25 protein-coding genes and 2 riboswitches are annotated in these 25,126 nt (G+C 34.4%); of the genes, 2 read left to right on the plus strand and 23 right to left on the minus strand.

Features of this window, described 5'->3' with window-relative positions:
* Positions 1-245 precede the first annotated feature (245 nt).
* Positions 246-1,139: a gliding motility-associated ABC transporter ATP-binding subunit GldA gene (gldA, locus tag ED556_RS12115; RefSeq protein WP_296324163.1), complete on the plus strand. Its 894-nt coding sequence runs from the start codon at positions 246-248 to the stop codon at positions 1,137-1,139.
* Here gldA and ED556_RS12120 read toward each other — a convergent pair.
* The 23 genes from ED556_RS12120 to ED556_RS12230 all read right to left on the minus strand — a co-directional run bounded on the left by ED556_RS12120 (position 1,132) and on the right by ED556_RS12230 (position 23,322).
* Entirely contained in the window at positions 1,132-1,875 is a 744-nt protein-coding gene (locus tag ED556_RS12120) for a head GIN domain-containing protein (protein ID WP_296324166.1), read from the minus strand. The genes gldA and ED556_RS12120 overlap by 8 nt on opposite strands.
* Positions 1,872-2,960, minus strand: coding sequence for an acyloxyacyl hydrolase (locus ED556_RS12125; RefSeq protein ID WP_296324169.1), 1,089 nt, complete (start codon positions 2,958-2,960; stop codon positions 1,872-1,874). The genes ED556_RS12120 and ED556_RS12125 overlap by 4 nt, the downstream gene beginning before the upstream one ends.
* Positions 2,961-2,998: 38 nt before the next feature.
* Positions 2,999-3,955 carry a methylenetetrahydrofolate reductase [NAD(P)H] gene (gene metF, locus ED556_RS12130; protein ID WP_296324171.1) on the minus strand — a complete coding sequence of 319 codons (957 nt, stop codon included), beginning with the start codon at positions 3,953-3,955 and terminating at the stop codon, positions 2,999-3,001.
* Between the two features lie 39 nt (positions 3,956-3,994).
* A complete protein-coding gene (gene metH, locus ED556_RS12135; protein WP_296324174.1) occupies positions 3,995-6,664 on the minus strand; it encodes a methionine synthase in 2,670 nt (889 codons plus the stop codon).
* Positions 6,657-7,664 carry a homocysteine S-methyltransferase family protein gene (locus tag ED556_RS12140; RefSeq protein WP_296324177.1) on the minus strand — a complete coding sequence of 336 codons (1,008 nt, stop codon included), beginning with the start codon at positions 7,662-7,664 and terminating at the stop codon, positions 6,657-6,659. The genes metH and ED556_RS12140 overlap by 8 nt, the downstream gene beginning before the upstream one ends.
* A gap of 47 nt (positions 7,665-7,711) precedes the next feature.
* A riboswitch (SAM riboswitch) is annotated at positions 7,712-7,817 on the minus strand.
* An 83-nt stretch (positions 7,818-7,900) separates the two neighbouring features.
* On the minus strand, positions 7,901-8,188 hold the full coding sequence (locus ED556_RS12145; protein WP_296324180.1) for a rhodanese-like domain-containing protein: 288 nt from the start codon (positions 8,186-8,188) through the stop codon (positions 7,901-7,903).
* A 21-nt stretch (positions 8,189-8,209) separates the two neighbouring features.
* Positions 8,210-9,097 carry a cysteine synthase CysM gene (cysM, locus tag ED556_RS12150; RefSeq protein WP_296324182.1) on the minus strand — a complete coding sequence of 296 codons (888 nt, stop codon included), beginning with the start codon at positions 9,095-9,097 and terminating at the stop codon, positions 8,210-8,212.
* Positions 9,094-9,843, minus strand: a complete 750-nt coding sequence (gene epsC / locus ED556_RS12155) for a serine O-acetyltransferase EpsC (protein ID WP_296324184.1) — start codon at positions 9,841-9,843, stop codon at positions 9,094-9,096. The genes cysM and epsC overlap by 4 nt, the downstream gene beginning before the upstream one ends.
* A 6-nt stretch (positions 9,844-9,849) precedes the next feature.
* On the minus strand, positions 9,850-10,170 hold the full coding sequence (locus tag ED556_RS12160) for a 2Fe-2S iron-sulfur cluster-binding protein (protein WP_296324186.1): 321 nt from the start codon (positions 10,168-10,170) through the stop codon (positions 9,850-9,852).
* Positions 10,171-10,175: 5 nt separating this feature from the next.
* On the minus strand, positions 10,176-11,228 hold the full coding sequence (locus ED556_RS12165) for an NAD(P)/FAD-dependent oxidoreductase (protein WP_296324189.1): 1,053 nt from the start codon (positions 11,226-11,228) through the stop codon (positions 10,176-10,178).
* 8 nt (positions 11,229-11,236) lie between these two features.
* Positions 11,237-11,812, minus strand: a complete 576-nt coding sequence (locus ED556_RS12170; protein WP_296324191.1) for a bifunctional precorrin-2 dehydrogenase/sirohydrochlorin ferrochelatase — start codon at positions 11,810-11,812, stop codon at positions 11,237-11,239.
* Positions 11,813-11,814: 2 nt separating this feature from the next.
* A complete protein-coding gene (cobA, locus tag ED556_RS12175) occupies positions 11,815-12,585 on the minus strand; it encodes a uroporphyrinogen-III C-methyltransferase (protein ID WP_296324194.1) in 771 nt (256 codons plus the stop codon).
* Positions 12,585-14,666 carry a HEPN domain-containing protein gene (locus ED556_RS12180; RefSeq protein WP_296324197.1) on the minus strand — a complete coding sequence of 694 codons (2,082 nt, stop codon included), beginning with the start codon at positions 14,664-14,666 and terminating at the stop codon, positions 12,585-12,587. Before ED556_RS12180 ends, cobA begins: the two co-directional genes overlap by 1 nt.
* Positions 14,667-14,694: 28 nt before the next feature.
* The gene (locus ED556_RS12185; protein WP_296324200.1) at positions 14,695-15,045 is read right to left on the minus strand and encodes a 4Fe-4S dicluster domain-containing protein; all 351 of its coding nucleotides are present in this window, start codon (positions 15,043-15,045) and stop codon (positions 14,695-14,697) included.
* Between the two features lie 12 nt (positions 15,046-15,057).
* A complete protein-coding gene (locus ED556_RS12190) occupies positions 15,058-16,305 on the minus strand; it encodes a GTP-binding protein (RefSeq protein ID WP_296324202.1) in 1,248 nt (415 codons plus the stop codon).
* A gap of 94 nt (positions 16,306-16,399) precedes the next feature.
* Entirely contained in the window at positions 16,400-17,305 is a 906-nt protein-coding gene (gene cysD, locus ED556_RS12195) for a sulfate adenylyltransferase subunit CysD (protein WP_296324204.1), read from the minus strand.
* Between the two features lie 10 nt (positions 17,306-17,315).
* Positions 17,316-17,924: a phosphoadenosine phosphosulfate reductase family protein gene (locus tag ED556_RS12200; protein ID WP_296324206.1), complete on the minus strand. Its 609-nt coding sequence runs from the start codon at positions 17,922-17,924 to the stop codon at positions 17,316-17,318.
* A gap of 7 nt (positions 17,925-17,931) precedes the next feature.
* Positions 17,932-18,183 carry a DUF2061 domain-containing protein gene (locus ED556_RS12205; protein ID WP_296324208.1) on the minus strand — a complete coding sequence of 84 codons (252 nt, stop codon included), beginning with the start codon at positions 18,181-18,183 and terminating at the stop codon, positions 17,932-17,934.
* Between the two features lie 103 nt (positions 18,184-18,286).
* Entirely contained in the window at positions 18,287-18,700 is a 414-nt protein-coding gene (locus ED556_RS12210; protein ID WP_296324210.1) for an Rrf2 family transcriptional regulator, read from the minus strand.
* Positions 18,701-18,725: 25 nt separating this feature from the next.
* On the minus strand, positions 18,726-19,886 hold the full coding sequence (locus tag ED556_RS12215; protein ID WP_296324213.1) for an aminotransferase class I/II-fold pyridoxal phosphate-dependent enzyme: 1,161 nt from the start codon (positions 19,884-19,886) through the stop codon (positions 18,726-18,728).
* A 2-nt stretch (positions 19,887-19,888) separates the two neighbouring features.
* Complete coding sequence (locus ED556_RS12220; RefSeq protein ID WP_296324215.1) at positions 19,889-20,959, minus strand: aspartate kinase; 1,071 nt, start codon at positions 20,957-20,959, stop codon at positions 19,889-19,891.
* On the minus strand, positions 20,922-21,938 hold the full coding sequence (locus ED556_RS12225; RefSeq protein WP_296324218.1) for an alpha/beta fold hydrolase: 1,017 nt from the start codon (positions 21,936-21,938) through the stop codon (positions 20,922-20,924). Before ED556_RS12225 ends, ED556_RS12220 begins: the two co-directional genes overlap by 38 nt.
* 91 nt (positions 21,939-22,029) lie before the next feature.
* Positions 22,030-23,322, minus strand: a complete 1,293-nt coding sequence (locus ED556_RS12230) for an O-acetylhomoserine aminocarboxypropyltransferase/cysteine synthase family protein (protein ID WP_296324220.1) — start codon at positions 23,320-23,322, stop codon at positions 22,030-22,032.
* 118 nt (positions 23,323-23,440) lie between these two features.
* A riboswitch (SAM riboswitch) is annotated at positions 23,441-23,566 on the minus strand.
* Positions 23,567-23,847: 281 nt separating this feature from the next.
* Here ED556_RS12230 and metK point away from each other — a divergent pair.
* The gene (gene metK, locus ED556_RS12235) at positions 23,848-25,101 is read left to right on the plus strand and encodes a methionine adenosyltransferase (RefSeq protein ID WP_296324222.1); all 1,254 of its coding nucleotides are present in this window, start codon (positions 23,848-23,850) and stop codon (positions 25,099-25,101) included.
* Positions 25,102-25,126 lie beyond the last annotated feature (25 nt).

Raw genomic sequence — 25,126 nt, forward strand, 5'->3', positions numbered from 1 at the left:
AAAACATACTAAGCCTCGTTTCTTTCTGTAAAAAAGAAATAAAACCAGTTATAATATGTTTTAGTATTACTCATATTTAATTTTCTATTATTCAATAGCTAATTATGTGGCTAATGTAATTATTATTTTTACAAAACAAAATATCGGAAAGTATTTTTTACACATATCGTTTTAAGTTTTAAAGATTTAACAATAAAACTGTTCTAATATTAGATTATACTTATTTTTGATTAAAGTTTTACCTTATGTCTATAGAAGTCTTTAATATTTCAAAATTATATAATGGTCAAAAAGCCCTAAACGACATATCATTTAGTATTGATAATCCTGAAATTGTTGGTTTTTTAGGACCAAACGGTGCAGGAAAATCTACAATGATGAAAATCTTGACTACCTATATTAACTCCACTAATGGTGAGGCTAAGGTGAATGGATTCAATGTTGAGACAGAAAAAAAAGAGGTCCAACAATCTGTTGGTTATTTACCTGAACACAACCCTTTATATACTGATCTTTATGTAAGAGAATACCTTAGCTTTAATGCCAATGTTTATGGCGTGTCTAAATCTAGAATTGATGAGGTTATTGAAATGACTGGATTAAAATCTGAGGCACATAAAAAAATTGAGCAACTGTCTAAAGGGTACAGACAGCGTGTTGGTTTAGCAAATGCTCTATTGCATAATCCTGAAGTTTTAATTTTAGACGAGCCCACTACAGGATTAGATCCAAACCAACTTGTAGAAATCAGAACTCTAATAAGAAACATCGGTAAAGAAAAGACTATTTTTTTATCTACACATATCATGCAAGAAGTTGAAGCAATGTGCGACCGAGTTATAATTATTAACAAAGGCGAAATAGTTGCAAATAAAAAGCTTGAAGACTTGCGAGAAGGTCAAGAACAAATCGTTATCGTAGAATTTGATTATAGAGTTGAAGATGCTTTTTTACTTAAACTGCCTAAAGTGTCTTCAGTAAAAAATACACATGATTTTATATACGAAATAACCTTCTCTACAAAAGAAGACATGCGCTCTCATGTATTTGATTTTGCTCATGATAATGAACTAAAAATATTACAGCTTAATCAAAAAAATGCGAGCTTAGAAAGCTTGTTTAGAGCGCTTACTAATTAAATATTAATTGGCCCGTAAATGCATTAGTGACATCTACAAGTGGTGGCTGATTTACTGAAATTACATTCCCAGTAGCTAAGATTTGTCCTTCTAATGATTGCTGAGGATTTACAACCATATCATTAGAACCACGATGCAGCAAGGTAATATGCTCAGCAATTAGGCTTTCTCCTTCAAACCTACCATCACCTGCCGGAAAACTAATAGAAACATTATCGGCTTCTCCAGAGAGATAAAAAAAAGATAGATTATTTGAGACAACACTTAGATCATCAACATCTAACTCCAATCTAAAATCTCCGATTGGGAAGCTATCGGGAAAATTAAAATCTTCAGATATTAAATTTAATTCGTTAAAGTTTAAAATCCCTTCAGACCTAATTTCAAATTGGGTTGAACATCTAATCTCTGTCAAGGTTGGAGTTGTAACATATACTTTTGTAATTCCAAATTCGCGAACAAAATTACAGGTGTTATTATCGGTTAATACAAGCTGATTTCCTTGAACTGTAGCAGTAATATCATTAATCAAATTTTCACCAGTTTCAATAATTACTTGTTGAGGCCCTTGCTTTATAATAAGCTCTACATCACGATTTACCAATATTCTTTCAAAATTAGGCACATCAACCTGTTGCTGAATGGTTGATCCCGATGTCTGAAAACAATCAAAAGCACTTTCACTATCGCATGCTAAACAAATAAAGAGTGTTAATATAATTGCTACTTTTCTCATATTCTTATACCTATTCCAAATTCTACGGCTTCTGCTCTAAATCCGTGAGATTTAAGTGTAACTGCTCCAAACCATTTTTTTCCGAAATATCGTTTGAGCCCAGCTCTAATATATGTTCTAGATTCAAAATCATAAGGGTAATACACATAATACCCAAATTGGGTCACCAGAGAAAGTTTATTCACAAATAATTCATGCCCCACAAAAACTCCTACACGTTTAAAATCTTCATCGCCAGTAACATCATTATTAAGTAAAGCCGTACTATCAACTCTTATCAACTGTTTTAGAAAATTTGAAAAGAAAATTTCGGTTCCAAACTGAATGGCACTCTTATGGTTTAAACGCTTATCTGCATAAGCCGAAATAATATAAAACGGAAACTGCGAAGACCCAACTATATCACTTTGGTTAATACCACTTCTAAAAACAAAATTATAGCGTATTGGCTCTGTAAACTTCTCGTCAGTTAAATCACTTATCATTTCTCGTTCGCCATTAAGGTTGTAGGTCAAGCCTGCATTAAGTGCAATAGTATTTATACTTGTATTTGGTGCTTTTACATTAGCGTTAGAGTAATGAATAAATGATAAGCCCAACTGCAAACCAAAACGATTAATAATTCTTTCCTTTTTATAATTGAGCATGACATAGGTACTACTTAATAATCTTGAGCCAAATGCAATATTTTTCGGATTGGTAATTCTGTCATAAGGATTAGAGGTATGAGCAATCCCTTGACCAATTCGCATCATTAAATGTCGTTTGAAGAAGTAAAAATTATAATGGGCATACAACCCAAAATTGTTGCCAAGACTTGTATTCTTTAAATCTTGATAAATAAAAGAGACGCCATAATCTGGATAGTTATAGCGTTGTTGCCATTTTTCAGAGCCATTAGTTTTAATATTATAACTAAATATAGCGCCTTCAGGTTGACCCGTTATAAGGCCAAGAATATCATTATTATGAAGCGGTATATAACCCTTGAAATAATTTAAATCAAAATAGGAGTCGGTCGTTTCTTTTTGTGCACTTAGCACAAAAGAAAACATCAAAAATAAACCTAATAGCTTCTTTTGCATTAGAAAATTTTAGTTGCGCAAAAGTAACAGATTTATTATTAAAACACTTGAGATGCTATAGCTTTAATATTATCACCCTTACCCATAGAATAATAATGTAAAAAAGGTGCCTTTTCTTTTACCAGTTCTTTGCTTTGATTTATGCACCATTCTATGCCCACTTGTCGTACTTGGTAATTATCCTTGCACTTAATAACTTCTAATATCAAGTCTTGTGGTAAATCTACTTTAAATCGATGTGGAATAAGGTTAAGTTGTTTTTTGGTTGCAATTGGTTTTAATCCAGGTATAATTGGCACATCAATTCCCTCAGCTCTACATTTTTCTACAAATTTGAAAAACTTAGAATTATCAAAGAACATCTGCGTTACTATATATTTTGCGCCATTTTTTATTTTCTTTTTTAAAAAATGAATATCACTATCCAAACTTGGGGCTTCCATATGCTTTTCTGGATAACCAGCAACACCGATACAAAAATCTGTTTTTGATGAATTTAGAAGCTCTTCATCCAGGTATTTACCAGCATTTAAATTTTGAATTTGTGATACTAATTCTCCTGCATATTGGTGACCTTCTTTTTCTGGTTTGAAATACGTCTCACTTTTTACAGCGTCTCCTCGTAATGCCATAACATTATCGATACCCAAGAAATCAAGGTCTATTAAAAAGTTCTCGGTGTCTTCTTTTGTAAATCCACCACACAATATATGCGGAATAGCATCTACCTGATATTTATTTTGAATAGCCGCACAAATACCAACTGTTCCTGGGCGTTTTTTTACCACTTGCTTTTTAAGCAATCCATTATCTAATTCTTTATAGATATACTCTTCTCTATGATACGTCACATCAATAAAAGGAGGTTTAAACTCCATAAGTGGGTCTATATTGTTGAATATAGAATCGATATGCTGCCCTTTTAAAGGTGGTAAAATCTCGAAAGAGAACAAGGTTTTTCCGTTAGCGTTTTTTATGTGGTCGGTTACTTTCATGTAATTACAATTCAGCTTTAGTTTATCTATTTAAATTTATTATGCTTCTACTAAATTAGGGTTAAGCCACTTTTTGGCTTTCTCAACAGAAATTACTCTGCGTTTAGCATAATCTTCGAGTTGGTCTTGAGTAATTTTTCCTAATCCAAAATATTTTGCGTCTTCATTGGCAAAGTAATACCCAGATACACTAGCTGCAGGCCACATCGCTAAACTTTCGGTAAGCTTTACGCCTATTTGTTCTTCTACTTGTAGTACTTTCCAAATGGTTTCTTTTTCTAAATGGTCTGGACAAGCCGGATACCCAGGTGCAGGTCTAATACCTTTATAAGTTTCCTTAATTAAATCTTCGTTCGATAAGTCTTCATTTATGGCATAAGCCCAATGATTTTTTCTTACATCTTGGTGTAAATACTCGGCAAAAGCTTCTGCCAATCTATCAGCTAAAGCCTTCACCATAATTGAGTTATAATCGTCATTATCTTTTTCGAATTGGGTGGCTAACGCATCGGTTCCAAAACCTGTTGTTACGCAAAAGCAGCCTATATAATCCTGAATTCCAGAATCCTTAGGTGCAATAAAATCTGCTAAAGCCAAACTAGGAACACCTTCTCTCTTCTTTAACTGTTGTCTAAGTGTCAAGAAGGTGTTTTTTAATTTTCCTTTCTCATCATATATTTCGATATCATCATCGTTAATTGTATTGGCCGGAAAAAGTCCGAAAACGGCTTTTGCTTTAAGTAGTTTTTTATCTAAAATATCATTTAGTAAAACCTTTACATCTTCGTATAGTTCTGAAGCTTGTTCTCCTACAATATCATCGATTAAAATATTTGGGAATTTCCCATGCAAATCCCATGACCTAAAAAACGGACTCCAATCGATATAATCTAACAGCTTATCTAAGTCTAAATCCTCAATGACTTGAACACCTAATTGCTTTGGCTTAGTAATCTTAGTGTCTTCCCAATTGATTTTATATTTGCGGTCTCGTGCTTCTTCAATAGATATATATTCCTTTTGCTTACCTCTACTTAAAAACTGTTCTCTAAAGCGATCATACTCTTCTCTTATTTCGTTTTTATAAATCTTATTGTTATTCTGCAATAGATTACCAACAACAGTCACAGCTCTTGAAGCGTCATTAACATGAACCACCGTATTTTGATATTTTGGCGCAATCTTAACTGCTGTATGTGCTCGAGAAGTAGTGGCTCCACCTATCAGCAAAGGGATATCCATATCTTGTTTATCCATTTCGGTTGCCAGATACACCATTTCGTCTAATGAAGGTGTAATAAGACCACTAAGTCCAATAACATCTACCTGTTCTTTTTGAGCAGCTTCAATTATTTTTTCTGGTGGTACCATAACACCTAAATCTACAATCTCATAATTATTGCAGCCTAGTACTACACTCACTATATTTTTACCAATATCATGTACATCACCTTTTACGGTTGCCATCAAAATCTTACCTGCTGATTGTGCTTTTCCATCTTTTTCAGCTTCAATGTATGGTTGCAAATAGGCAACAGCTTTTTTCATTACTCTTGCAGACTTAACCACTTGTGGCAAAAACATTTTTCCACTTCCAAATAAATCACCTACGACATTCATGCCAGTCATTAAGTGGCCTTCTATAACTTCAATGGGTTTAGAAACAGATTGTCTAGCTTCTTCAACATCAGTTTCAATAAATGCATCAATCCCTTTTACCAAGCTATGCGTTATTCGTTCTTGAAGTGAATTACTACGCCATTCTAAAGCTTTACTTTCGTCTTGCTTTTTTGTTCCTTTTACTGTTTCTGCAAATTCTAGTAAACGTTCAGTAGCATCATCTCTTCTATTAAGTAAAACATCTTCAACATGCTCTAATAAATCTTTTGGAATATCATCATAAACTTCCAACATTGCAGGATTTACAATTCCCATGGTCATTCCATTTTGAATTGCATGATACAAAAATGCTGAATGCATAGCTTCGCGCACTGTATTATTTCCTCGAAATGAAAAAGACACATTACTTACACCTCCAGATACATGCGCATACGGCAGATTTTCACGAATCCACTTTGTGGCGTTAAAGAAGTCTACTGCATTTTTACGATGCTCTTCCATACCTGTAGCTACTGGGAAAATATTAGGGTCGAAAATGATATCCTCAGCAGCAAAACCTACGTTATCTACTAGTATTCTATAAGAGCGTGCACATATTTCTATACGTCTTTTATAGTTATCAGCTTGACCGACCTCATCAAAAGCCATTACTATTGTTGCCGCACCGTATCGTTTTATGAGCTTAGCTTGTCTTATAAATTCTTCTTCTCCTTCTTTAAGCGAAATGGAATTTACAACAGCTTTACCTTGCACAACTTGTAAACCAGCTTCAATAATCTCCCATTTAGAGCTATCTATCATTATAGGAATACGTGCAATATCTGGCTCCGAAGCAATAAGGTTAAGAAAATGAACCATAGCTTCTTTGCCGTCAAGCATGCCTTCGTCCATATTTACATCTAAGATTTGTGCTCCACCCTCAACTTGGTGTCTTGCAACTTCTAGGGCTTCATCAAACTTCTGTTCTTTTATTAGGCGTAAAAACTTACGTGAACCTGTAACATTGGTGCGTTCACCAACATTGATAAAGTTACTCTCAGGTGTTACCACCAAAGGTTCAAGACCAGATAATTTTAGATACCTACCCATATACTTCTGTCTCTAATTGTCTTGGTTTATACTCTTTGACGATATCTGCAATTTCCTTTATATAACTTGGGTCCGTTCCGCAGCAACCTCCGATAATATTTATGATGCCTTCTTCTAAATAATTTCTTATAAAATCTCTCATTTCTTCAGGAGTTTGGTCATATTCACCAAATGCATTTGGTAAACCCGCATTAGGGTGTGCAGAGGTATAAAATTTGGTTTCTCTAGATAGGCGTTTCAGGTATGGTTGTATCTGCTCTGCTCCAAGAGCACAATTAAATCCAACACTTAATAAATCTATATGAGATACCGAAATTAAAAATGCTTCAACTGTTTGCCCTGATAATGTACGGCCACTAGCATCAGTAATGGTTCCAGATACCATAACAGGTATATCTAATTCTCTTTCGTCCTTGACTTCTTCTATAGCAAACAATGCAGCTTTAGCATTGAGTGTATCGAAAATAGTTTCAACAAATAAAACATCTACTCCACCATCAATTAATGCCTCTACTTGCTGCTTATATGCAATTCTCAATTCATCGAACGAAACAGCTCTATACTCTGGTCTATTAACGTCTGGTGATAGGCTTGCAGTGCGGTTAGTTGGACCTATGCTACCAGCTACAAATCGTGGTTTCTCTGGGTTAGCAAATGTAAATTCATCCGCAACTTCTTTAGCAATTTTTGCAGATTGGTAATTAAGCTCGTATACCAAATCTTCCATTTGGTAATCTGCCATTGCTATGGTTGTACCAGAAAAAGTATTGGTTTCTACAATATCTGCTCCAGCCTCAAAATATTGACGATGAACATCTTTAACAGCATTAGGTTGAGTAATAGAGAGTAAATCGTTATTCCCTTTCAATGGTAAATGAAAATCTTTAAATCGTTCTCCTCTAAAATCTTCTTCAGAGAAGTTATGGCGCTGCAACATGGTGCCCATAGCACCGTCTAGCACTAGGATTCGTTTTTGTATTTCTTTATGTATATCGGACATCCTGATATTTTATATAACGTTATCAGGAAAAGGAAGTATAATATATTCCGTTATCTATTCTGTTTTTACAGTAGAATTTAGCACCTTCTTAATAAAGTTTAAGGGTTGCTAAGGCTTCTAAGGGTCTATTCCCTCCACCTTTCTTGATAACTACAATTATTTTAAATGAACTGTTGAGCGAAAATACTATCTTAATTTATTATCTGCAAAAGAAATAAAAACTTTTGCCTAATTTGTTACAAATAGCTTTCTACATTTTCCCATGGACCGCCATTAATAGCATCTAATCCATGTGTAAGCAGTAGTTCTTTAGCTCGTTCACTACGAGCGCCACTTCTACAACACGTAATAATTGGTTTGTCTAAATCTAGTAGTTGATCTATCTCGTATTCTAAATCGTCGAGTACTATATGGGCAGAACCTTTAACATGACCATCTTCATATTCTGCAACTGTACGGACATCAAGCACTATTGCACCTTTTTCTAAGTAAGATTTTATATCTCCAAATTGATTTGAACTCATATCACTTTATAATGTTTTAGTTTAAAATAAATTAGACGATAAGTAGCGATCTCCACGATCACAAATAATTGCTACAATGACACCTTCTTTAATCTCATTGGCAATTTGTAATGCTGAAAATGCTGAACCACCACTACTCATTCCTGCGAAAATACCTTCAAGTTTTGCCAACTTACGCGTAGTTTCTTGTGCATCGTTTTCTGTAATCTCAATAATTCTATCTACTTTTTTAGGGTTAAAAATTTTAGGTACATAGTCTGGTGACCATTTTCTTATTCCAGGAATTCGAGCACCATCTTTGGGTTGTGCTCCAACAATAGTAATATTTGGATTTTGCTCTTTTAAATATGTAGATACACCCATAATAGTTCCTGTTGTTCCCATAGCGGAAACAAAATGGGTTATTTTACCATGAGTTGCGTTCCAAATTTCTGGGCCTGTGGTTTTATAATGTGCTTTCCAATTGTCATCATTTTCAAATTGATTTAAAATAACATAACCCTTAGATTGTTGTAAATCTAAAGCCACATCTCTGGCGCCTTCTATCCCTTTATCAGCATCTGTTAAAATGAGATTTGCTCCATATGCACGCATTGTTTTAATACGTTCTTCAGTAGAATTTTCGGGCATAACAAGGTTCATTTTTACACCTAATAAATTTGCTACATATGCTAGTGCAATTCCTGTATTACCACTAGTGGCTTCAACCAATTCACTACCAACTTTTATATCGCCTCTAGATAAAGCCTGAGAAATCATATTATACGCTGGTCGGTCTTTTACACTGCCTCCAGGATTATGACCTTCCATTTTAAAGTATAATTCAATACCAGGTTTATCGATTATACCTTGTGCTTTTACCAATGGTGTATTACCCACAAAATTTAAAAGACTTACTGGTGTTTTCATTGCTTAGTTTTAATTATGGTTTCTTTTTTCTGTGTTACCACGCTGTTGTTAGGAACAGATTCTGTAATACATACATTTGCACCTATAACACTATTAGCACCTATGGCAACATCACCTCCTAACACTGTTGCATTTGCGTATAACGTAACATTGTCCTCTATGGTTGGATGGCGTTTAGTACTTGCTAGGTTTTTAGCCACTTTAATTCCTCCTAGTGTAACACCTTGATATATGCTGACATTATCTCCTATAACTGTTGTCTCGCCAATGACTACTCCTGTACCATGATCTATAAAAAATGAATTCCCAATTTGTGCACCCGGATGTATATCTATACCTGTAAAACTATGAGCGTGTTCTGTTATTAACCTTGGAAGAAATCTCACCTTATTTAAATGAAGATGATGTGCTAATCTATATAATGAAATTGCATAAAATCCAGGATATGCTAGATAAACTTCAGCGAGTTCCTTTACTGCGGGATCGTTAAGTTCAAAGGCTTGAGCATCTAAATCTAATTGTGATCTAATAGCAGGAATATCTTCTATTAAATTCTGAAAAGCATTATGCACACTTAAGCTATCTCCAAAAATATCAGCATATTTATGTATAATCTTCTTTGACAGACTCAACAACCGTTTTTGTCCTTTTTCATCTGAAAACAAAGATTCGAATAAATGCTTACTAAGTGTTTTTACTTTCTTTCTTAGTTTAACTGGGTAACTCTTATATGTTAGGGTATTCATTAATAATTAATATTCTGGTGCCAATTCTATTTTAAGGCCATGTAATTCTTTTGTAACAGGAATTTGGCATCCTAGTCTGCTATTATTTTTAACATAAAATGCTTCGGAGAGCATCGCTTCTTCTTCTTCCTGAATTTCAGGTAATTCGGTTTCTGAAAGCACGTAACATTGGCAAGAGGCACACATTGCCATTCCGCCACAAGTGCCTTCTACCGGTAATTCGTAAGCTTTGCAAACTTCCATTAAGTTCATAGCCATATCTGTAGGAGCTTCAACAGTATGTAAAGTCCCTTCTCGGTCTTTAATATGAATTGTTACGTCTTCCATTATGGTTAATTAATAGCTTGAACTACAGGTTTTGGGGCTTGTTTACGTGTCCCATCAAATCCATTAATACCACTAACAGTAGTATACTTTAAAACGTATTTTTTGTTTGGATTTAAGATTTTATAAGCTGCTTGACACATTAGTGTTGCCTCATGAAAGCCACATAAAATCAATTTTAATTTCCCAGGATAAGTATTGACATCACCAATAGCAAAAATGCCTGGGATATTGGTTTGATAATCTAATGCATTATCTACTTTAATAGCATTCTTTTCTATCTCAAGACCCCAATTTGCTATAGGTCCTAATTTTGGAGAAAGACCAAATAATGGAATAAAGTGGTCGGTTTCTATAACTTGTTTTTCTTCTCCTTTGGCTAAAACAACAGCCTCAACTTTATGTGTTCCTAAAATATCTGTAACCTCTGCAGGAGTTATAAGATTAATTTTACCTATTTGAGTTAATTCTCTTACTTTCTCAACAGAATCTAAAGCACCTCTAAACTCATTGCGTCTATGAACAAGTGTTACCTGTGATGCGATATCGGTTAAAAAAATACTCCAATCTAAGGCAGAGTCGCCACCACCTGCAATAACTACTTTTTTACCTCTATAGTGCTCTGGGTTTTTTATAAAGTACTCAACACCGTTTTCTTCATATTGGGTGATATTATCTATGAGTGGCTTTCTCGGTTCGAAAGAACCTAATCCTCCAGCAATAGCTACAATTGGCGCTTGATGTTGTGTTCCTTTATTGGTTGTAACTATAAAAGTACCGTCATCTTGCTTTTCGATAGTTTCTGCACGTTCGCCAAGCGTAAAGCCTGGTTCAAACTGCTTACCTTGTTCTAATAGATTCTTTGTTAAATCTCCAGCCAAAATCTCTGGAAAACCCGGAATATCATAAATCGGTTTTTTAGGGTATAACTCCGAGCATTGACCTCCTGGTTGTGGTAAGGCATCAATTAAGTGGCACTTTAATTTTAACAATCCTGCTTCAAAAACAGTAAATAACCCTGTTGGTCCTGCTCCTATAATAAGTAAATCTGTTTTAATCATTTTTAAGTTTATTTTTCAACCAATGATTTGGTGAATTCGTTCAACACCTCAACTTTTTTTTCAAAATTCCCCTTAATGGTTTTTCTATATGTGTTTAGATTTGTTACTAAGTCGTCAATATTTTCTGGAATTACATCTTCGAAAAATTGGCGTAATCGTTTTGCTGTTGTAGGTGATTTTCCGTTTGTAGAAATCGCCACTTTTACATTTCCTTTCGTTACAATACCACCCATATAAAAATCGCACAATGGCGGATTATCCGCTACATTAACCAACTTGCTTTGCAATCTACAATCAACATAAACCTGCATATTAACATCAGGTTTATTGGTTGTTGCTATAACAATATGTTTTCGATTTAAATATGAAGAATTATAGACATCATGGATTAAGGTTACATTTCCTTTATTAGCAATTGCAATCGTTCCTTCTCTATACATTGGTGCGACCATCGTAACTTTTGCATCTGGACTTGATTTTAACAAAAATGTGAGTTTTTCTTCCGCCACAAATCCACCACCAACAATAAGTATATTAAGGTTTTTAGCCTTTAAAAAAATTGGATATAAATTATTACGTTCCATGCTTAATTTACTACTGTTAATGGTTCGACATATTGTTGTTTTAATGCATCTAAAACTGCACGTTTTGCAACAACTTCTCCAATTACAATAATAGCTGGCGCTCCTAAATTCTTTTCTTTTACAACACTTTGAATAGTTTCTATAGTAGCAATACCAATGTTTTCTTGAGGAGTTGTTCCGTTTTGAATAATAGCTATTGGCATTTTTTGTTTTCCTTCTGTGGAGAAAATGGAAACTATTTCGTCTAGTTTTCCCATACCCATCAATATCACAACCGTTGCGGTAGATTTTGCAGCTAAAGCAACGTCTTTAGATATCTGATGCGATTTTGTAGTTCCTGTGATTACCCAAAAACTTTCTGAAGCTCCACGTTTTGTTAGAGGTATACCCTGATATGCAGGTACTGCAAGTGCTGATGATATTCCTGGCACCATATAAGTTTCTAACCCATAGTTACGGGCATAATCTATCTCTTCTGCACCACGACCAAAAATAAATGGGTCACCGCCTTTAAGACGCACAACATGACCGTGAGATTTTGATCTACTTACTATAAGCTCATTAATTTGCTCTTGCTGGTAGCGATAACATCCTTTTCGTTTACCCACAAATATCAGTTCTGTATTAGTGGCAGCATATTCTAAAAGCTCGGTATTAATTAATGCATCGTATAGAATTACATCAGCATCTTTAATCGCATTTATAGCCTTTAAAGTAATAAGCTCCTTATCTCCTGGACCTGCACCTACAACTGTCAATTTTGCTGTTTTCATTATTCAAAGTTTGTTCTAAAAGATTTTACTTCTGTTAAGAAACTTTGAGCATTACTTATGTAATTGGTAGCAAATTCTTTTTCTGGTGCATAGAATTTTAGCTGATATACCAAATCTGCAAAAGACACACCTAATTTAATCTTATCTGAAGCGACATATAATTCATCAAAATCTGAAATTATTTTAGCCTGAGAATTGGTTTTTACATCATCAGCAATTAAAATAGCTTTAGCTGAATTTACCATAGAACTATATGCATGATAAATAGCGTTAGAGAATAAGCCTTGTTCTAAGTCTATTTTAGCATTCTCGATTTTTTCTTCACTTTCTAAAAATAACGTTGCAACTAAATCTATAACTACGCCTGCACATTCACCAATTCCGATGGCTTTTTCATATTTTTCTTCATTACCCCAATCGATAAAATCGCTTTGTGACAGATTATCAAGATTAGATAAATCTTTAAGTAAATCGTAAAAATATAGTTTACCTTGTTTTGTGTAATAATCCACAAAGTTTAGACCATTGGCATTTGTTTCAAAATCATCTAAAATGCGTCTCAATGCTTGTGGCCCACGTTTACTTGGCATCTTTATAACCTTATCCGCAAATACACCATTTCCATCACCTAAGTTGCCACCACCTAATAGTACTTGTACTGCCGGTGCAACGAGTTTATCTTTTGTACGGACTGACATGCCTTGAAAACCTATGTTAGCCATATTATGCTGTCCACAGGCATTCATACAGCCACTAATTTTTATAACTAAATCTTGATTATTTTGATATTGTGGATATTCGGTCTTAATAATACGTTCCAGTTCTTTGGCAATTCCTGTACTACTAGCAATACCTAAGTTACAGGTATCTGTCCCAGGGCATGCTGTAATATCTACTGTTTTGTTATAGCCTGCATCGGTAAAGCCTAATCGACTAAGCTGCACATAGAAATACGGTAAGAGTTCTTTTTTTACAAAAGGAATAAGAATATTTTGTCTTAGCGTAAGTCGCAATTCACCTGCAGCATAGTTACTCACTAAATCTGCTAATAACCGCGCTTTATCAGTATAAAAATCACCTAATAATACTTTAATACCAATAGCAACATAACCTTCTTGTTTTTGAGGTATAACATTGGTTTGTTTCCACAAATTATAAGATATAACATCATCAATTTGTACTTGAGGAGCTTCAATATTTACAGGTTGAGATACCTTATAATCTTGAATATTTATTGGTACAATACTATTAGGTAAAGCTTTATGTTCTTCATTAACTAAATTTATAAAGTCCACTAGTCCAATATCTTTAATCAGAAATTTTAATCGGGCTTTAGCTCTACTCTTGCGTTCACCATAACGATCAAAAATCCGCAATACACCTTCCATTACAGGAATAATCTTATCTTCCTGAAGAAAATTGTAAAGTACATCAGCATGGCGTGGTTGTGCACCCAATCCACCGCCAATTAAAACTTTAAACCCTCTAACACCATCTTTAAGCTTTGCAATAAAACCTAAATCGTGCATATAAGCTAAGCCTGTATCTTCGTCTGAAGCAGAGAACGACACCTTAAATTTTCTACCCATTTCTTGACAAATTGGGTTACGTAAAAAGTATTTAAATACTGCATCAGCATAAGGAGACACATCGAATGGTTCATTAATATCAATACCTGCAGTTTCTGAGGCTGTAACGTTTCTTACAGTATTACCACAAGCTTCTCTAAGTGTAACCTCATCTTTTTCTAATTCAGTCCAAAGTTGTGGTGTGCGGTTTATATCTACATAATGAATTTGTATGTCTTGTCTGGTTGTGATGTGCAATCTTCCTGTTGAGTATTCATCAGACACATCTGCAATTCGGTGTAGTTGCTTGCTGGTAACTTTACCGTAAGGTAGTTTAATACGGATCATCTGCACACCTTGCTGGCGTTGACCATAAACACCTCTAGCCAAACGAAGGCTTCTAAACTTTTCTTCGTCTATTTTACCATTATGAAAAAGCTCTATTTTGTTAGCTAATTCTATAATATCCCTTTCAACTACTGGGTTTTCTATTTCGGTTCTAAAACTTTGCATTTTTTTTATGTTCTATCACTAGAACTTATTATTGGTGTAAAAAGGCCTGTTTTGCAAGCAATTCTTCTTCTGTTTCTTCATGATCATCATCTGGCACACAACAATCAACCGGACATACAGCTGCACACTGTGGTTCTTCATGAAAACCCATACATTCTGTACACTTATTAGGTGCAATAAAATACACCTCATCAGAGATTGGTTCTTGTTCTGCTAATGGATTAACAACTTCACCATTTGGTAGAGTAACTTGATTACCTGTTAGGTTAGTTCCTTGAGTATATGTCCAACTTTCAGCACCCTCATAAATGGCTGTATTTGGGCATTCTGGTTCGCAGGCTCCGCAATTAATGCATTCATCTGTTATTATAATTGCCATAGCATATTCATTTTACTGGATAAAACCAGCGCCAACAGTATTATTAGTTTTATTGTCAATAATGATAAACGAACCATTAGTACGATGAGCTTTAAAAGCATCATAATACAGAGGTTTATTAAATTTGAAGTTTACCAGAGCTATATCATTAAGATTAAGACTTGAAGCTTCTGTATCAACTCCTGAAAAATCTGGAAGAATTCTATGCTCAATAGAACCTACTTTGGTCAATACTTTGTTTACACCATGCTGTATAATATACTTGCTGCCTTCACGTAAAGGTTCTGTATCCATCCAAGATATTATGGCATTGCATTGCTTATTTATAGTAGGTAAATCATCAACTTTTACTATCATATCTCCGCGAGATACATTAACATCATCTGCTAAAGTGATTGTCACTGATGAACGTCTAGAAGCTGTTTCATAATTCTCATCATAAAAGAATATCTCCTTAATTGTTGATTCTTTTTGAGATGGAAGTACAACGACTTTATCTCCTACACTTAGGTCACCACCATATACTTTACCAGAATACCCTCTAAAATCGTGAAAGTCTTTAGTTTTAGGTCGTATAACGTATTGGACCGGGAATCGAGGCGTACCTATATTGTATATATCTTCACTTTTAAGTTGCTCAAGATGTTCTAAGATCGTTTGCCCATTATACCATTGTGTATGTTCAGATTTAGTAGCGACATTATCTCCGTTTAAAGCACTAACAGGTATAAAAGTTATGTTTTGCTCTTTGTAGTCGCTATTAGCAATAAGCGTTTCAAATTCAGATTTTATAGCATTGAATACCTCTTCTGAAAAATCCACTAAATCCATCTTATTAATGGCAACTATTATGTCTTTAACACGTAATAGGTTATTGATAAAAAAGTGACGATAGGTCTGTTCTATTACACCTTTTCTAGCATCAATTAGTATAATTGAAGCCTGTGATGTTGAAGCACCTGTAACCATATTTCTGGTATACTCTATATGGCCAGGTGTATCTGCAATAATGTAGCTTCTATTTTGTGTTGAAAAATATATATGAGCTACATCGATAGTAATGCCTTGCTCACGTTCTGCAACCAACCCGTCAGTTGCTAGAGAAAAATCTAAATAATCGTATCCTAACTGTTCACTTTTATTTTTAATTGCTTCAAGCTTATCTGTAGTTAGAGATTTTGTATCGTAAAGCAGGCGACCAATTAAGGTACTTTTGCCATCATCTACACTTCCTGCTGTTGCTATTTTAAGTACGTCCATTTTATAATAAGTTTATAGAGCTCAAACTGTGAGCGTAAAAACAACTCACTAATTTTTACCTCACAGTCTTCCGCTCTTTTAATTCTTTCAGGTTTTAAAAATATCCTTGTTGTTTTCTTTTTTCCATAGCGGCTTCGGAGCGTTTATCGTCGATACGTGCGCCACGTTCTGAAATTGTCGAAGCTTTAATCTCAGCTACTACGGCTTCAATATTTGTAGCACTTGATAGTACTGCTGCAGTGCAGCTCATATCACCAACGGTTCTAAAACGCACTTGACGTTCTTCGACCAGCTCATCTTCATCTCGATAAACAATATTGTCATTAGAAGACCATATCAATCCATCTCTCAAAAACGTAGCTCTGGTATGTGCAAAGTAGATGGAAGGAATTTCTATTTGCTCTTTTTGAATATATGACCAAACATCAAGTTCAGTCCAATTTGAAATTGGAAATACACGTACATTTTGTCCTAACTCAATCTGGCCATTAAGTATATCGAATAGTTCCGGGCGTTGGTTTTTTTCATCCCATTGTCCAAAATCATCGCGAACAGAAAATACACGTTCTTTAGCACGAGCCTTCTCCTCATCACGCCTTGCACCACCAATACAGGCATCGAAATCAAACTCTTCAATAGCATCTAAAAGTGTCGTAGTTTGTAATGAATTTCTGCTTGCATATCGTCCAGATTCTTCTTTTACCTTACCATCGTCTATAGCATCTTGCACGTGACGAACAATGAGATTTAAGCCGAGTTCTTCTACTAGCTTATCTCTGAATTGAATCGTCTCAGGGAAATTATGCCCTGTATCTATATGCAGTAATGGAAATGGAATACTAGCTGGATAAAAAGCCTTTTGAGCTAAGCGAACTAATGTTATAGAATCCTTTCCGCCTGAAAATAAAAGTACTGGCCTTTCGAACTGTGCAGCTACTTCTCTAAAAATATAAATAGCTTCATGTTCTAATGGGTTAATATGTGCTGTATTTGTCTTCATTTTGATTGTGTTAAATGTGTAGTCCACATTCTCTATTTGCCAACTGTTTTGTTGGGTCAAAGTATTTGATTTCGTTTGGTAGATTGTGCTCCAATAAATAGTGGTCTAAGTCCTCATCTGAATAATGATAGAAAGGACTTACTTTGACAATTCCATCTTTACTAAGAGACACAACATCTATATTATCTCTGAAAGCTGTTTGACCCTTTCTTAGATTCGTAAACCATACATCTGGCTGATGTTCTTTCATGGCTCTTCTAAAAGGTTCAAGCTTTACTTGGTCTGTAAAAATTGCATGTTTTGGGTCCTCTAGAGATGGTAATCCCAAAGTGACATTTCTATGAGCAACCGTTTGCTTAGGTACATATAAATAAATGTTTAGGCCTAGTATTTCTTTTAATTCTTCAGCATGTTTATATGTTTGAGGTGTATTATAACCTGTATCGCACCAAATGACCTTGATATCTTCTTTTTCTTTAGTGACAGCATGAAGTATAGTACTTTCATACGGCCTAAAATTGGTTGTAATCACCGGTTTTTTTGCTATCGACAGCGCCCAAATAATTATGTCCTGTGGTGTTGCACGACTTAGTTTACTATTTATATCTTTTATATCCATAATGTTTTTATTTACCCCATTTAATTTTATTCCAAGTACGCTCGTGGAAATAATACAAGAGCATTTTACTTACCAATTCTATCAGCCCAATAGAAAACGCTAATGTTAGCGTTCCTGTAATTAGCCAAGAAATTACTATGGTATCAATCGTTCCTATAACGCGCCAGCTAACCGTTTTTGCTATACTGCGCTTTATATTTTCGCCTTCTGTTTTACCAACATCTTCTTGTTTGCTGTCGACAATAATTTCTGTTATCATATTAATTATTCTTTTTATCCTATCGATTTAATAGGGTATACAAATTTTAAAATATTATTTTAAGTATGCAACATAAATTTGACAAAAATTAAATTTTAACTAATTATTGATTTGCTAAGTCTGCCAGCGTCGTATTTCTAAAGACATTTAAGGTGTTGTCTCTTACTTTAATCATGAGATTATGTACTGAGCATTTACTTTCATCAGGGCAATCATCGCACTTTTCGTAAAAATTAAGACTAACGCATGGTACCATGGCAATTGGTCCTTCTAGGATACGCATAACTTCGGTCATCTTAATATCTTCAGCCTTTTTCAGTAGATAATAGCCACCGCCTTGTCCTTTTTTAGATCCAAGAAATCCATTTTTACGTAATGTAAGTAATATGCTTTCTAGGAATTTAAGCGAAATATTTTCGTTTTCGGAAATGGTCGCAATTCTTACCGGAAGATTGCCTTCTTGTCTCGCTAAAAATGTTAGCGCTTTAATACCATATTTAGTTTTCTTGGAAAGCATTGAGCTAAAATACCATTTTTCATTTTCATTTTAAAGCTTGTTTTAAATCGTTAATAATATCTTTTGGGTGTTCCAGTCCTACTGAAAGTCTTACTAAACCATCAGTAATTCCTGTTTCTTTTCTATCTTCAAGACTTAGTTTACTATGTGTTGTTGAAGCTGGATGTGTTATAATAGAACGTGTATCACCAAGATTTGCTGATAGTGAGCATAGTTTGATTTTGTCTAATACATTTCTTCCTTTTTCTATGCCACCTTTTAACTTAAAAGCAATAACATTACCGCCATATCGCATCTGCTTTTTTGCTAGTTTGTACTGTGGATGTGATTTTAAAAATGGATATTTCACTGATTCTATTTCGGGGTGTTCTTCTAAAAACATAGCCACTTTTAATGCGTTTTTACATTGTTGTTTAACTCGTACCGGTAGCGTTTCTAAACTTTTTGATAATACCCATGCATTAAATGGTGACATCGCTGGACCTGTATTACGAGAAAAGAGATAAATTTCTCTAATTAAATCTGCTTTTCCGACAGTAATACCTCCTAAAACTCGGCCTTGTCCATCGATAAGTTTTGTAGCTGAATGGATTACCAAATCTGCACCAAACTTTATAGGATTTTGCAGGTATGGAGTAGCGAAACAATTGTCTACTATAAATAAAAGGTTATGCTTTTTAGCAATCTTTGAGAGTGCTTCTAAATTTAGAATATCAACTCCTGGGTTTGTTGGAGATTCTACATACAAGATCTTGGTATTTTTTTGAATTAGAGATTCTATTTTGTCAACTTCATCGACTTTAAAGTAAGATGTTTCTATATTCCATTTAGGTAAATATTTATTAAAAAGCGTATGCGTTGAGCCAAATACAGAACGACACGAAACAACATGATCTCCAGAATTTAATAATGCAGCGAATGTTGAAAAAACAGCAGACATACCTGTAGCAAATGCATAGCCAGCTTCTGCTTTTTCTAGCTTACATACTTTCTCAACTAATTCAGAGGTGTTAGGATTAGTAAAACGACTGTAAATATTACGTTCTTTTTCTTCTGCAAAAGAAGCTCGCATATCTTCAGCATCTTCAAAAACAAAACTTGACGTTAAATACAACGGATTAGAATGCTCCAAAAATTGAGTTCGCTCTAATTGAGTTCTTATTGCATCTGTTTCAAATCTGCTCATTGCTAATTTAGATGTTTTGCTACTTTAAAAATATCATTCAGAACTCCTCTTGCAGTGACAACACGTCCTGCCCCTGCTCCCTTTAAAACTAATGGTTGCTCAATATAAGATTCAGAATAAATTTCGAATACATTGTCAGTATGATTTAATTGACCCAACGAAGATTCTTTATGAGTTGAAATTAACTTCACCTCCATGTTCTTGTTAGACACATCTAATTCTCCTACATATCTTAAAACAAAACCTTCTTCTTGTTGGTTTTTACGTTCGTCGAAAATATTATCAAGAATATTTAGATTATTATTAAACTCATTAAGTGAAGTCTTGCCATTGAGTTGTTTTGGAACAAGAGACTCTATTTTAACGTCTGAAATTTCCTTTGTTATTCCTAATTCTCTCGCAAGTATTAATAGTTTTCTTGCTACGTCTTTACCTGACAAATCATCTCTAGCATCTGGCTCGGTAAAACCAAGTTCTTTGGCCTCGTTTAATACAGCAGAAAATGATGATTTAGTTTCTGAAAACCTATTAAAAATATAACTTAATGAGCCAGAAAATACACCTGTGATTTTATGAACTGTATCTCCCGATACATAAAGATTCTGCACAATATCAATTATTGGTAAACCTGCACCTACATTAGTTTCGTACAAAAATTGCTTCTGATTTTCTTTTAGAGCTTTTCTCAATCTTTTATAAAAATCATAGCCTAAGGTGTTTGCTGTTTTATTAGCTGAAACTATATGAAATCCATTTTGAATTAACGCAATGTAGCTCTGGGCAAAATCTGCGCTTGATGTTACATCTACCGCAATTAGATTGGTAAATTTCTGTTTATGCCCATATTCGATAACCTCATCTAAATCATAGGGTTTAGAGGACTGCTCAAAATTGGCTTTCCAATTTTGTGTATCACCTATATCATTAAAAAAAGCAAATCTAGAATTAGTAATAACAGGAATATTTAAATCAATTCCCTTAGAGTTAAAACTTTGCTTCGCTTTTTCAATTTGATGAATAAGCGTACTACCAACATTACCTATTCCGAACAAAACTATATTTATAGTCTTCATGTTTTTCTTCTTTAATTTCAAATATTGGCTTCAAAAATGTAGTTAATTGCTGATACTCAATTAAAAATGCATCATGCCCATGTATAGACTTAATCTCATAGATACTAAGGTTATCTTTTAAAGGTTTTAAATCCACATAGGTTTTCCAATTTTCTTCAGGTTTGAAAAATAAATCAGAGTTTATGGTAACGATATGTATAGTGCTAGTTATCTCTTTTGCTGCATCTAAAAATGTCTCATTATCATTTGCAACATTAATCGTTTTTAGTACCTGATTCATTATTTTGTATGCTGAAAGTTGAAACCTATTCGACAATTTTTCGCCATGATGATTAAGCCAACTTTCTACATTATAAGTTGCCTCCTTAGCTCGAGTTCTATTAAATTTCTGAGATAAAGATTCTGGTGTTCTATATAACATCATAGCATGTGATCTTGCATCAGCAATTGGGTCTAATGAATTTTCTAAAATTCGTTCTTGGACATAACAGTTAGCTACCAACCAATCAGTAGCTTTCCAGTCTGATGCAATAGGAATTAAATGCTGTGCTATTTTAGGGTTTAAAAAAGCCATATGCCAAGCAATTCCTCCACCTACTGATCCGCCAATAATAGCAAAAAGACTTTCTATTTGTAATCGTCGTAAGCCTTCTAAAAATAACCTAGCTATATCTTTAGCCTTAAACGCTTTATAATGCTCAGTGCAAGAATCTAAGACTCCACCAAAGCCATTTCCAGGCACATTAAAAGCAAGTACTGCATAATGATTTGTGTCTATGGTTTTATCATTACCTATTAAAGAGTTCCACCATCCATTAGTTCCTGATACTTGAGAATTTCCGGTTAGTGCATGGTTTACTAATACAACTGGTGCGTCATTTAGAGACTTACCAAAATGTTGGTAACTCAATCTTAAGTTAATTACTCTACCGGAATCAAGTTCGAAGTGGTCTATTTCAATGTGCTTTAAAACACTCATCTGCAAAATTTTTAACTATTAAATCAAGCTGAGTACGATATTTCATACCCAACTTGAAATAATTGAAACACTAACTAATAAATTTGGAAAACTATACTAATTCTGGACTTTGGATTGATACAAAAGCTGCTTTTAAATCGGCCTTTAAATCTTCAACATCTTCGATACCCACTGATAATCTTATAAGATCTTTAGTAACACCCGTACTTTCTTGTTCTTCATCAGAAAGCTGCTGATGTGTTGTACTTGCAGGATGAATAATTAACGATTTTGTGTCTCCAATATTTGCTAACAATGAGAAATACTCTGTAGTATCAGCAACATGCTTAGCCGCGTCATAACCGCCTTTTAATCCGAAAGTTACAATACCACTTTGACCATCTGGAAGATATTTATCTGCTAAAGCTTTATAGTTACTAGACTCTAATCCTGGATAATTTACCCAAACTACTTCATCCTGATTTTGTAACCATTTGGCAAGTTCGAGTGCATTTTCACTGTGTTTTTTAATTCTCAGCTCTAAAGTTTCAAGTCCTTGAATAATTTGAAATGCATTAAAGGGACTCAATGCACCACCGTAATCTCGAAGACCTTCTATTCTTACCTTTGCAATGAAAGCAGCTGCTTCAAGAGCTTCACTATATACTAATCCGTGATAACCTGGTGATGGCTCAGTAAATTCTGGAAACTTGCCATTTGCCCAATCAAAAGTTCCTGCATCAATAATAACACCACCCAAAGCTGTACCGTTACCGTTAATGTACTTTGTAAGCGAATGAATAACAATGTTAGCACCATAATCTATTGGGTTTAACAGATATGGAGTGGCAACTGTATTATCTACAATTAAAGGCACCTTATATGCTTTAGCTTCTTTTGAAATTGCTTCAATATCTAGTACATCTAATTTTGGATTTCCTAAAGATTCAATAAAGAAAGCTCTTGTGTTTTCTTGAGCTGCTTTATTAAAATTTTCTGGATCAGATGGGTCAACAAAAGTTGTGGTGATACCATGTCGTGGTAAAGTAACACTCAATAAATTATAGGTGCCACCATATAAACTATTAGACGCTACAATGTGATCTCCTGCTTTTAACAATGTTAATAAACTTGTTGCTATGGCAGATGTTCCCGAGGCTGTAACTACAGCGGCAATACCACCTTCTAAAGCCGCTAGACGCTGCTCTAAAATATCGTTTGTAGGGTTATTGATTCTTGTGTAAATATTCCCTGTTTCTGCCAAGGCAAACAGATTTGCAGCATGGTCAGAATCATTAAAAACATATGCTGTAGATTGATAAATTGGGACTGCTCTTGTTCCTCCATTAAGATTGACATCGTGTCCTGCATGCAACGCTTTTGTTGCGAATTTTTTTGTACTCATTTTTCTAATTTTTTGAGTTAATAACGAATTAAATCAAAAGTCAAATCCACCACTTAGGTGTACTTAATAGAAAAATGTTATAAAGAAATAATACAACTACAGATGAGTAATTGCATGTTGGTTATCTATCCATAATCAACGAGAAATGATTCGCTTCTTAAAGTAGAATTTAGCACCTTCTCAGTAATTCTGAGGGTTGCTAAGGCTTCACAGGGTCTATTCCCTCCACCTTTCTTGATAACATTTCAGTAAGTCTTTGAACTTTGTGAACACAAATATTCAGTATAAAACTTTTAAAAAACAAATCTTTTTAAAAAAATTTAATTCAATTTAACAATTTAGGTATAGCGTAAAACATTATTTCTAGGAAAATTATAGTGCATTATTTTATAAGAAATATGTACTTTTGCACCTGATAAAAATAAGAGGAATGATTTGACTGATTGCAACCTCTGGAAAAAATGCTAAAGACAGTGTTAGACTTCCTGCGGAAATACGTCAAATCTTCAACATAAATTAAAACAAATGGCGTATTTATTTACATCAGAAAGTGTCTCAGAAGGACATCCAGATAAAGTAGCTGATCAAATTAGCGACGCATTAATTGATAACTTTTTAGCCTTTGATCCAGAGTCTAAAGTTGCTTGTGAAACCCTCGTTACAACTGGGCAAGTTGTACTAGCTGGTGAAGTAAAATCTACTACTTATTTAGACGTACAAAAGATAGCTCGAGATACTATTAATAAGATAGGATATACTAAAGGCGAGTATATGTTTGATGCCAACTCTTGTGGTGTGTTTTCAGCTATACACGAACAGTCTGAAGACATCAACCGTGGTGTAGATAGAGACTCTAAAGATCAACAAGGTGCTGGTGACCAGGGTATGATGTTTGGGTATGCGACTCGTGAAACTGAAAACTACATGCCTCTGGCTTTAGATTTATCTCATCTTATCTTAAAAGAATTAGCAGAATTAAGACGAGAAAATAAAGACATTAGGTATTTAAGGCCAGATTCTAAAAGTCAGGTAACCATTGAGTATAGTGATGACAATACACCTCAACGCATTGATGCCATTGTAATCTCTACCCAGCATGATGATTTTGGAAACGATGAAGAGATGCTAGCAAAAATCAGAAAAGATATCGTAGAGATTTTAATACCTAGAGTAGTGGCAAAAGTACCTGAACACATCCAAGTACTTTTTGATGATTCTATTACTTACCATATCAACCCAACAGGGAAATTTGTTATCGGAGGACCTCATGGAGATACTGGGTTAACGGGTCGTAAAATTATTGTAGATACTTATGGAGGAAAAGGTGCTCATGGTGGTGGTGCATTTTCTGGTAAAGATCCTAGTAAAGTAGATAGAAGTGCTGCTTATGCCACAAGACATATTGCTAAAAATTTGGTTGCTGCAGGGCTTTGTGATGAAGTTTTAGTACAAGTTTCTTATGCTATTGGTGTTGTAGAACCAATGGGAATTTTCATTGATACTTATGGCACTTGTCCATTTAATTTAACAGATGGCGAAATAGCACAGAAAGTATCAGAGATATTCGATATGCGTCCAGCAGCTATCGAAGAGCGCTTAAAATTACGCCAACCAATGTATAGCGAAACAGCTGCATATGGGCATATGGGACGCAAAAATGAGACTGTATCTAAAACCTTTATCCAGCCTAATGGTAATTCTAAAACACTTGAAGTAGAATTATTTACTTGGGAAAAATTGGATTATGTGGATAAGGTGAAAGCAGCTTTTAACATATAAAATATTCTATAAAGCGTAATAAAAA

The organism is Winogradskyella sp. (genome assembly GCF_003712105.1).
In the GTDB taxonomy this organism is placed as follows: domain Bacteria; phylum Bacteroidota; class Bacteroidia; order Flavobacteriales; family Flavobacteriaceae; genus Winogradskyella.

Bases quoted from the DNA above. Each gene is read 5' to 3' on its own strand.
- gldA (WP_296324163.1), top strand. From the start codon at position 246: ATGTCTATAGAAGTCTTTAATATTTCAAAATTATATAATGGTCAAAAA.
- ED556_RS12120 (WP_296324166.1), bottom strand. From the start codon at position 1,875: ATGAGAAAAGTAGCAATTATATTAACACTCTTTATTTGTTTAGCATGC.
- ED556_RS12125 (WP_296324169.1), bottom strand. From the start codon at position 2,960: ATGCAAAAGAAGCTATTAGGTTTATTTTTGATGTTTTCTTTTGTGCTA.
- metF (WP_296324171.1), bottom strand. From the start codon at position 3,955: ATGAAAGTAACCGACCACATAAAAAACGCTAACGGAAAAACCTTGTTC.
- metH (WP_296324174.1), bottom strand. From the start codon at position 6,664: ATGGGTAGGTATCTAAAATTATCTGGTCTTGAACCTTTGGTGGTAACA.
- ED556_RS12140 (WP_296324177.1), bottom strand. From the start codon at position 7,664: ATGTCCGATATACATAAAGAAATACAAAAACGAATCCTAGTGCTAGAC.
- ED556_RS12145 (WP_296324180.1), bottom strand. From the start codon at position 8,188: ATGAGTTCAAATCAATTTGGAGATATAAAATCTTACTTAGAAAAAGGT.
- cysM (WP_296324182.1), bottom strand. From the start codon at position 9,097: ATGAAAACACCAGTAAGTCTTTTAAATTTTGTGGGTAATACACCATTG.
- epsC (WP_296324184.1), bottom strand. From the start codon at position 9,843: ATGAATACCCTAACATATAAGAGTTACCCAGTTAAACTAAGAAAGAAA.
- ED556_RS12160 (WP_296324186.1), bottom strand. From the start codon at position 10,170: ATGGAAGACGTAACAATTCATATTAAAGACCGAGAAGGGACTTTACAT.
- ED556_RS12165 (WP_296324189.1), bottom strand. From the start codon at position 11,228: ATGATTAAAACAGATTTACTTATTATAGGAGCAGGACCAACAGGGTTA.
- ED556_RS12170 (WP_296324191.1), bottom strand. From the start codon at position 11,812: ATGGAACGTAATAATTTATATCCAATTTTTTTAAAGGCTAAAAACCTT.
- cobA (WP_296324194.1), bottom strand. From the start codon at position 12,585: ATGAAAACAGCAAAATTGACAGTTGTAGGTGCAGGTCCAGGAGATAAG.
- ED556_RS12180 (WP_296324197.1), bottom strand. From the start codon at position 14,666: ATGCAAAGTTTTAGAACCGAAATAGAAAACCCAGTAGTTGAAAGGGAT.
- ED556_RS12185 (WP_296324200.1), bottom strand. From the start codon at position 15,045: ATGGCAATTATAATAACAGATGAATGCATTAATTGCGGAGCCTGCGAA.
- ED556_RS12190 (WP_296324202.1), bottom strand. From the start codon at position 16,305: ATGGACGTACTTAAAATAGCAACAGCAGGAAGTGTAGATGATGGCAAA.
- cysD (WP_296324204.1), bottom strand. From the start codon at position 17,305: ATGAAGACAAATACAGCACATATTAACCCATTAGAACATGAAGCTATT.
- ED556_RS12200 (WP_296324206.1), bottom strand. From the start codon at position 17,924: ATGGATATAAAAGATATAAATAGTAAACTAAGTCGTGCAACACCACAG.
- ED556_RS12205 (WP_296324208.1), bottom strand. From the start codon at position 18,183: ATGATAACAGAAATTATTGTCGACAGCAAACAAGAAGATGTTGGTAAA.
- ED556_RS12210 (WP_296324210.1), bottom strand. From the start codon at position 18,700: ATGCTTTCCAAGAAAACTAAATATGGTATTAAAGCGCTAACATTTTTA.
- ED556_RS12215 (WP_296324213.1), bottom strand. From the start codon at position 19,886: ATGAGCAGATTTGAAACAGATGCAATAAGAACTCAATTAGAGCGAACT.
- ED556_RS12220 (WP_296324215.1), bottom strand. From the start codon at position 20,959: ATGAAGACTATAAATATAGTTTTGTTCGGAATAGGTAATGTTGGTAGT.
- ED556_RS12225 (WP_296324218.1), bottom strand. From the start codon at position 21,938: ATGAGTGTTTTAAAGCACATTGAAATAGACCACTTCGAACTTGATTCC.
- ED556_RS12230 (WP_296324220.1), bottom strand. From the start codon at position 23,322: ATGAGTACAAAAAAATTCGCAACAAAAGCGTTGCATGCAGGACACGAT.
- metK (WP_296324222.1), top strand. From the start codon at position 23,848: ATGGCGTATTTATTTACATCAGAAAGTGTCTCAGAAGGACATCCAGAT.